At 64.2% G+C, this 6,916-nt stretch carries 7 protein-coding genes and 1 pseudogene; all 8 read left to right on the top strand.

Annotated elements, in window-relative coordinates:
* The coding region (locus ACK5IR_RS15900; RefSeq protein WP_416930209.1) for a homogentisate 1,2-dioxygenase domain-containing protein at positions 1 to 978 on the top strand (978 nt) is incomplete at its 5' end.
* Positions 979 to 1,071: 93 nt separating this feature from the next.
* Positions 1,072 to 2,334: a fumarylacetoacetase gene (gene fahA / locus ACK5IR_RS15895; RefSeq protein ID WP_416930207.1), complete on the top strand. Its 1,263-nt coding sequence runs from the start codon at positions 1,072 to 1,074 to the stop codon at positions 2,332 to 2,334.
* Positions 2,335 to 2,346: 12 nt separating this feature from the next.
* On the top strand, positions 2,347 to 3,297 hold the full coding sequence (locus ACK5IR_RS15890) for an MBL fold metallo-hydrolase (RefSeq protein ID WP_416930205.1): 951 nt from the start codon (positions 2,347 to 2,349) through the stop codon (positions 3,295 to 3,297).
* Positions 3,298 to 3,320: 23 nt separating this feature from the next.
* A complete protein-coding gene (locus ACK5IR_RS15885) occupies positions 3,321 to 4,955 on the top strand; it encodes an FAD-dependent oxidoreductase (protein ID WP_416930203.1) in 1,635 nt (544 codons plus the stop codon).
* The gene (locus tag ACK5IR_RS15880) at positions 4,952 to 5,140 is read left to right on the top strand and encodes a DUF2783 domain-containing protein (protein ID WP_416930201.1); all 189 of its coding nucleotides are present in this window, start codon (positions 4,952 to 4,954) and stop codon (positions 5,138 to 5,140) included. The genes ACK5IR_RS15885 and ACK5IR_RS15880 overlap by 4 nt, the downstream gene beginning before the upstream one ends.
* Positions 5,141 to 5,161: 21 nt before the next feature.
* Positions 5,162 to 6,196, top strand: coding sequence for a TRAP transporter substrate-binding protein (locus ACK5IR_RS15875; RefSeq protein WP_416930199.1), 1,035 nt, complete (start codon positions 5,162 to 5,164; stop codon positions 6,194 to 6,196).
* Between the two features lie 3 nt (positions 6,197 to 6,199).
* Positions 6,200 to 6,718 (top strand): TRAP transporter small permease, encoded by a 519-nt coding sequence (locus ACK5IR_RS15870; protein WP_416930197.1) that lies wholly within the window; start codon positions 6,200 to 6,202, stop codon positions 6,716 to 6,718.
* A 12-nt stretch (positions 6,719 to 6,730) separates the two neighbouring features.
* Positions 6,731 to 6,916, top strand: a pseudogene (locus ACK5IR_RS15865) (C4-dicarboxylate ABC transporter permease); the annotation flags it as partial.

Genomic DNA, 6,916 nt, shown 5'->3' with positions numbered 1-6,916 from the left:
CGGACCATGACCACCGCCGGCGATGTCTGCACGCAGGCCGGCATGGCCACCCATATCTACCTGGTCACCGCCTCCATGGAGGACGAGTATTTCTTCTCCGCCGACAGCGAACTTCTGGTGGTGCCGCAGGAGGGCCGGCTGCGCTTTTCAACCGAACTCGGCGTCATCGACCTGGGGCCCAAGGAGATCGCGATCCTGCCGCGCGGGCTGGTCTACAGGGTCGAACCGGTCGACGGGCCGGCGCGTGGTTTCGTCTGCGAGAACTACGGCCAGAAGTTCGAACTGCCCGGCCGCGGCCCGATAGGCGCCAACTGCATGGCCCACCGTCGCGACTTCAAGACCCCCGTCGCTGCCTTCGAGGACCGCGACGCCGAGAGCCGCGTGGTGATCAAGTGGCAGGGCCGGTTCCACGAGACCTTCATCGACCACAGCCCGCTCGACGTTGTGGCCTGGCACGGCAATTACGCGCCGGTCAAATACGACCTGCGCGACTACTGCCCGATCGGCGCGATCCTGTTCGATCACCCGGATCCGTCGAGCTTCACTGTGCTCACGGCTCCTTCCGGCGTACCCGGCACGGCCAATATCGACTTTGTGCTGTTCCGCGAGCGCTGGATGACGATGGAAAACACCTTCCGCCCGCCCTGGTACCACAAGAACGTCATGTCGGAGCTGATGGGCAACATCTACGGCGAATACGACGCCAAACCACAGGGCTTCGTGCCGGGCGGAATGAGCCTGCACAACATGATGCTGCCGCACGGGCCCGACAACAACGCCTTCGAGAAGGCGACCTTCGCCGACCTGAAACCGGAGAAGCTCGACAATACCATGTCCTTCATGTTCGAGACACGCTTCCCCCAGCACCTGACGGAATTCGCCGCCAATGAGGCGCCCTTGCAGGACGATTACATCGACTGCTGGGACAGCCTCGAGAAGCGTTTCGACGGTACACCGGAAGGCAACTGGACCAGGTAATTCTGTTCAGACCGGGGGCGGGCCGCCTGCAGCTTGTCCGACCCTCCTCCGGGAACCGACCGGTGCGCTGCCCAAGACAGAAAGTAAGATCGCATGAGCCTCGAAAGTTCGTGGGTCGGCTCGGCCAACAGCGCCGAGACCGACTTTCCTCTCAACAACCTTCCGTACGGCGTTTTCTCTGTCGCAGGCTCCGCTCCCCGCTGCGGTGTGGCAATCGGCGACCTGATCCTCGACGCGGCCAAGGCCGAGGCGGCCGGGCTCCTGACGCTCGCAGGCGGCCCGTTGTTGCAATCCGGCGCCTGGAACCCGGTGATGTCGGCCGGCCCGACGGTCTGGGGGGCGCTGCGCGCGCGGCTTGCCGCACTCCTGGCTGAGGGCGCAGCCGAGCGTGCCCGGCTTGATCCCATGCTCGTCGCACAATCCGATGCGACGCTGCACATGCCATTCACGGTCAGCGAATACACAGATTTCTACGCCTCGAGGAACCACGCCTTCAACGTCGGAACCATGTTCCGCGGCGCCGAAAACGCGCTGCCGCCCAACTGGCTGTCGATCCCCATCGGCTACAACGGCCGTGCTTCCTCGGTCGTTGTCTCCGGTACCGATGTGGTACGCCCCTGGGGCCAGCTCAAGGATCCGGACGACAGCCTGCCGCGTTTCGACAAATGCGCCCGTTTCGATCTGGAGCTGGAAATCGGCGCCATCGTGGGCACGCCGTCCAAAGGCATGGTCTCGGTCGCCGAGGCCGACGAGATGATCTTCGGCTACGTGCTGCTCAACGACTGGTCGGCACGCGACATCCAGGCTTGGGAATACCATCCGCTGGGCCCGTTCCAGGCGAAGGCCACCGCGACGACGATCAGCCCCTGGATCGTGACCAGGGCCGCGCTCGAGCCGTTCCGCACCGCGACGCCCGAACGTGAACGTCCGTTGCTGCCCTACCTCGGCGAGCCGGGCCCGATGCTCTATGACATCGACCTCCGGGTCGGTCTGACCCCGGAGGGTGGCAAGGAGACGGTGATCTCGGAAACCAACTACAAGACGATGTACTATTCGGCCGCCCAGCAGTTGTGTCACCACACAACCAGTGGCTGCTCGATGCGTACCGGCGACCTGCTCGGGTCCGGGACGATCTCGGGTACAGGAAAGGACAGCCGGGGTTCGCTGCTCGAACTCAGCTGGGGCGGCAGGGAGCCGATCACGCTCGCGGATGGCAAGACCCGCTCGTTCCTCGAGGACGGTGACACGCTCACCCTCTACGGCGCGGCAAACGGAGATGGCTATCGCATCGGCTTCGGTGCCTGCGCGGGCAAGGTCCTGCCCGCAACAGACCTGCCCGACTGGGCAAGAGCATAGGGAATCAGGTCCATGGCTAGGAAATTCGCTTCGCAAGGCGACCTGGAAGAAAAGACGATCAGCTTCACGCAGGTTGGCGATGGGCTCTATGCCTTCACCGCTGAGGGCGATCCGAACACCGGCGTGATCATCGGCGACGAAAGCGTGATGATCGTCGAGGCGCAGGCCACCCCGCGGCTGGCGCGCAAGGTGATCGAATGCGTCCGGTCGGTCACCGATAAGCCGATCAGCCATGTCGTGCTGACCCACTACCACGCCGTGCGGGTGCTCGGCGCCTCGGCTTACGGGGCGCGCGAGATAATCATGTCCGACGTCGCCGCAGCCATGGTCGAGGAACGCGGTCAGGAGGACTGGGACAGCGAGTTCGCGCGTTTCCCGCGCCTGTTCCAGGGTCACGAGGAAATTCCGGGCCTGACACGCCCGACAACCACGTTCTCGGGGTCGATGACCGTCTATCTCGGCAGGCGCCGCGTCGACATCATGAAGCTCGGTCGCGCCCATACCGCTGGCGACGCGGTGATCTGGGTGCCTGATCAGGAAGTAATGTTCACCGGTGACATCGTCGAATACCATTCTGCCTGTTATTGCGGCGACGGCCATTTCGGCGACTGGAGCGGCACGCTGGCCAACATTGCCGCGTTCGAACCCAGGGCGATCGCGCCGGGCCGCGGCGATGCGCTGCTGGGTGAGGAAATGGTCGCCAGGGCACTTGAGGCGACGGCGGATTTCGTTGCCTCGACCTACAGGCCTGTCGCCCGCATCGTCGCCCGCGGCGGGACGCTGAAGGAAGCCTGGGATGCGGTGCGCGCCGAGTGCGATCCCAAGTTTGCCGAATATGCAATCTACGAGCACTGCCTGCCGTTCAACGTGGCCCGCGCCTACGACGAGGCACGCGGCATCGACACGCCGCGCATCTGGACCGCCGAGCGCGACCGCGAAATGTGGGACCAGCTGCAGGGCTGACGACTTCGAGGGGGGAAAGACAAATGTTTGACGACCGCTACAAGCTTGCCTACGAGCTCTATCCTTACGAAAAGTCCGCCGACCAGGACCTCGACACGCCGGTGCGCCATCCTGTCGTGGTCATGGGCGGCGGGCCGATCGGGATCGCCACCGCTCTTGACCTTGGCCGCCAGGGCATTCCGGTTCTGGTGCTCGACGACCACGAAGGCGTCGGCATGGGCAGCCGGGCAATCTGCTTCGCCAAGCGCTGCCTCGAGATCGCCGACCGCTACGGCTGCGGCGAGCCGATGCTCGGGAAGGGCGTCGTGTGGAACCTCGGCAAGGTCTTCCACAAGGACAGAAAGGTATTCGAGTTCAACCTGCTGCCGGAAGCGGGGCACCACTACCCGGCCTTCATCAACATGCAGCAGCCCTATTTCGAGCATTTCATGATCGACCGCCTGCGGGAATTGCAGGCAGAGGGCGCACCGATCCAGTTGCGCGGCAAGAACCGCGTGGACACGGTCGAGGTCAGGGACGATCACGCGGTTCTGACGGTCATGACCCCGGACGGCCCCTACAAGGTCGAGGCCGACTGGCTGATCGGTTGCGACGGCGCGAATTCGGCCCTGCGCCGGATGCTCGGCCTCGATTTCACCGGCCGGGTGTTTCAGGACAGTTTCCTGATCGCTGACATCAGGATGAAGGGCGAGATGAACTTTCCCGCCGAACGGTGGTTCTGGTTCGAACCGTCGCACGGCTCCGGCGCGTCGACGCTGCTGCACAAGCAGCCCGACGATGTCTGGCGGATCGACTTCCAGATCGGCTGGGATGTCGACCGCAAGGAGGAAATGAAGGAGGAGAACATCCGTCGTCGGCTCGACGCGATGCTGGGGGATGTCGACTACGACATGGTCTGGTCGTCGATCTACACGTTCCAGTGCAAGCGGATGGAGCGTTTCCGGCACGGGCGGGTGCTTTTCGCCGGCGACGCCGCGCATCAGGTATCTCCCTTCGGCGCGCGTGGCGCCAACTCGGGCATGCAGGACGTGGACAATCTCGGCTGGAAGCTGGGCCTGGTGATCGAGGGCAAGGCGCCCGAAAGCCTGCTCGACAGCTACGACGACGAGCGCCTCCACGGCGCGGACGAGAACATCCTGAACTCGACCCGTTCCACCGATTTCATCACGCCCAAGTCCGAGATCAGCCGGATCTTCCGCGACGCCGTCCTCGACCTCAGCGAGAAATTCGAATTCGCCCGGCCGATGGTGAATTCCGGCCGCCTGTCCGTACCCTGCGTCTACGACACCTCGCCGCTGAACTCGGCCGATGCGCTTGCGGGCGGTCCGGCGCGCAGCCGTCCGGGCGCACCATGCCCGGACGTTCCACTGGGGGACGACTTCCTGCTGTCGAAGCTCGGCGACGACTTCGTTATCCTGGCGATCGACACGGAAGCGCCCGATCGCATCACCGAGGGCGGCATCACCGCCCGCCAGCTGGCGCTTTCGACCAGGGACGATCCGACGGGCCTGCTAAGGGAACGCTACCTCGGGGAGGCCGACTCTGCTGTCTACCTGATCCGCCCCGATCAGCATGTCGCGGCCCGACGCGACAGCTTCAACGAGACCCTGATGCGCACCGCGATCCGCCGCGCAACCGGCAAGGAGGCCGCCGAATGACCGATCTGGTCCTGACCCCGAATATCGCCACTCCAGACGATTTCTATGCCGAATTGCTCGCCACGCACGAAGGCCGGAGCAAGGCGGAGAGCGACGCGATAAACGCCCGCCTCGTGCTGATCCTGGCAAACCAGATCGGTGACCGGATCATTCTCAGCCAGGCCCTGAGGGCCGCCAGCATCTGATCCATCCAAAGGGAGGAATACATGACCAACAGACTCAAGGGGTTCACCCTCTTTCTCGCGAGCGCGGCCACGGCGACGCTGACGCTTTCCTCGGCGGTCGCGGCCGACACCACCCTCGCCCTCTCAAGCTGGCTGCCGCCACGCCATCCGATCGTCGTGGGCGCCATCAAACCCTGGGCCGATCAGGTCGAGGAAGCCACGGAAGGCCGTGTGAAGATCCGTGTGCTGACCAAGCCGCTCGGCGTGCCGCCGGCACATTTCGACATGGCGGCAGATGGCGTCGCCGACATCACCTACGGGCTGCATTCCTTCACGACCGACGACCGGTTCGAGCGCTCGCGGATCGGCCAGTTTTCCTTCATCGGCGATGACGCCGCCACGGCGTCCAGGGCGTTCTGGGACGTCTACACGGGCCAGCTTGACGCGCAATCCGAACACGAGGATGTCAAGCTTCTCGGACTATTCGTGCACGGGCCGGGGTTGCTGCACAACAACGTCCGCAAGATCGAAACGCCGGAAGACATCCACGGGCTGAAAATCCGCGTTCCGGGTGGCTACATCTCCGACCTGATGTCGGATCTTGGCGCCGAGACCCTCTTCATGTCCTCGGGCGAGGTCTATGAGAAGCTTTCGCGGGGTGTGATCGACGGCGTCGCCTTCACCTACGAGGCGCTGACCGCCTTCAAGCTGACCGAAGACATCAAGTATTCCATGCGTGTGCCCGGCGGTCTCTACAACACCACCTGGTTCCGGGTGATGAACGAGGGCAAGTGGAACGGGATCTCGCCCGGGGACCAGGCTGCAATCGAGGCAATTTCCGGCCCGGCCTTCGCCGAACTCGTCGGCGCCGCCTGGAACGATGCCGATGCAGCGGCGATCGAGAAGATCGACGCCGCCGGTATCGAGATCTACGACGCGCCGGGCCCGCTGCTTGACGAGATCAGGTCCAAGGCAGCGGCGCATGAGCAGGTCTGGGCCGAGGCGATTGCGGAAGACGGTTTCGACGGCACCGCCGCGCTGGAGACCCTGCGTGCCCGGACCGGCGTGAGTTACTGAGCCGTGGAGCGGCTCCGGCAAATCTACAGAGGCGGCAGCGCCGGCGGGGAGCTCGATATCGGGCCCCTGCTGCAGAACACCCTCGGGCTGAGCGCCGCTTTGATTCTGTTCTCGCTCATTCTGATAACCTGCGTCGACGTGGTGGGGCGGTATTTCTTTTCCGCGCCCCTGAAAGGGGCGTTCGAACTGACCGAGGTACTTCTGGCTGCCCTGGTCTTTACCGCGCTACCGCTGACCACCGAGCGGAAGGAACACGTGGAAGTCGACCTGCTCGACCTGTTCCTGGGAGACCGGGCGAGCCGCTATCTGTCGGCCTTCGCCGGTCTGTTTTCCGCGTCGCTCCTGGCGACGCTGGCCTGGCGCCTGGCCTCCCATGCGATGTCGGCGGCAGAAGATGGAGCGGTAACCAACGCGCTCTACATTCCGCTTGCGCCGTTCGGCTTTCTTGCCGCGTTTTCCTGTCTGGTCAGCGCCTTCATAGCATTTCTGCGGGGCGTTCAGCCGCCTTCAGACAAGAAATAGGTGAAAGCGCAGATGTTCGAATCCCTTCTCGGTTTCGCGATTCTCCTCGGGCTGATCCTGTTGCGTGTCCCGATCGCTTTTGCCATGGCGGCCGTCGGCGGTATCGGCTTCGCGCTGATGCGCGGCTGGCAGCCAGCCTGGGCGATGACCGGCCAGGTCGCCTTCGATTCCGCCCTCTCCTACAGCCTTTCGGTGATT

This window comes from Tropicimonas sp., from assembly GCF_047971885.1.
Taxonomy (GTDB): Bacteria; Pseudomonadota; Alphaproteobacteria; order Rhodobacterales; family Rhodobacteraceae; genus Tropicimonas.
This window is presented reverse-complemented; position numbering and strand designations above follow the sequence as displayed.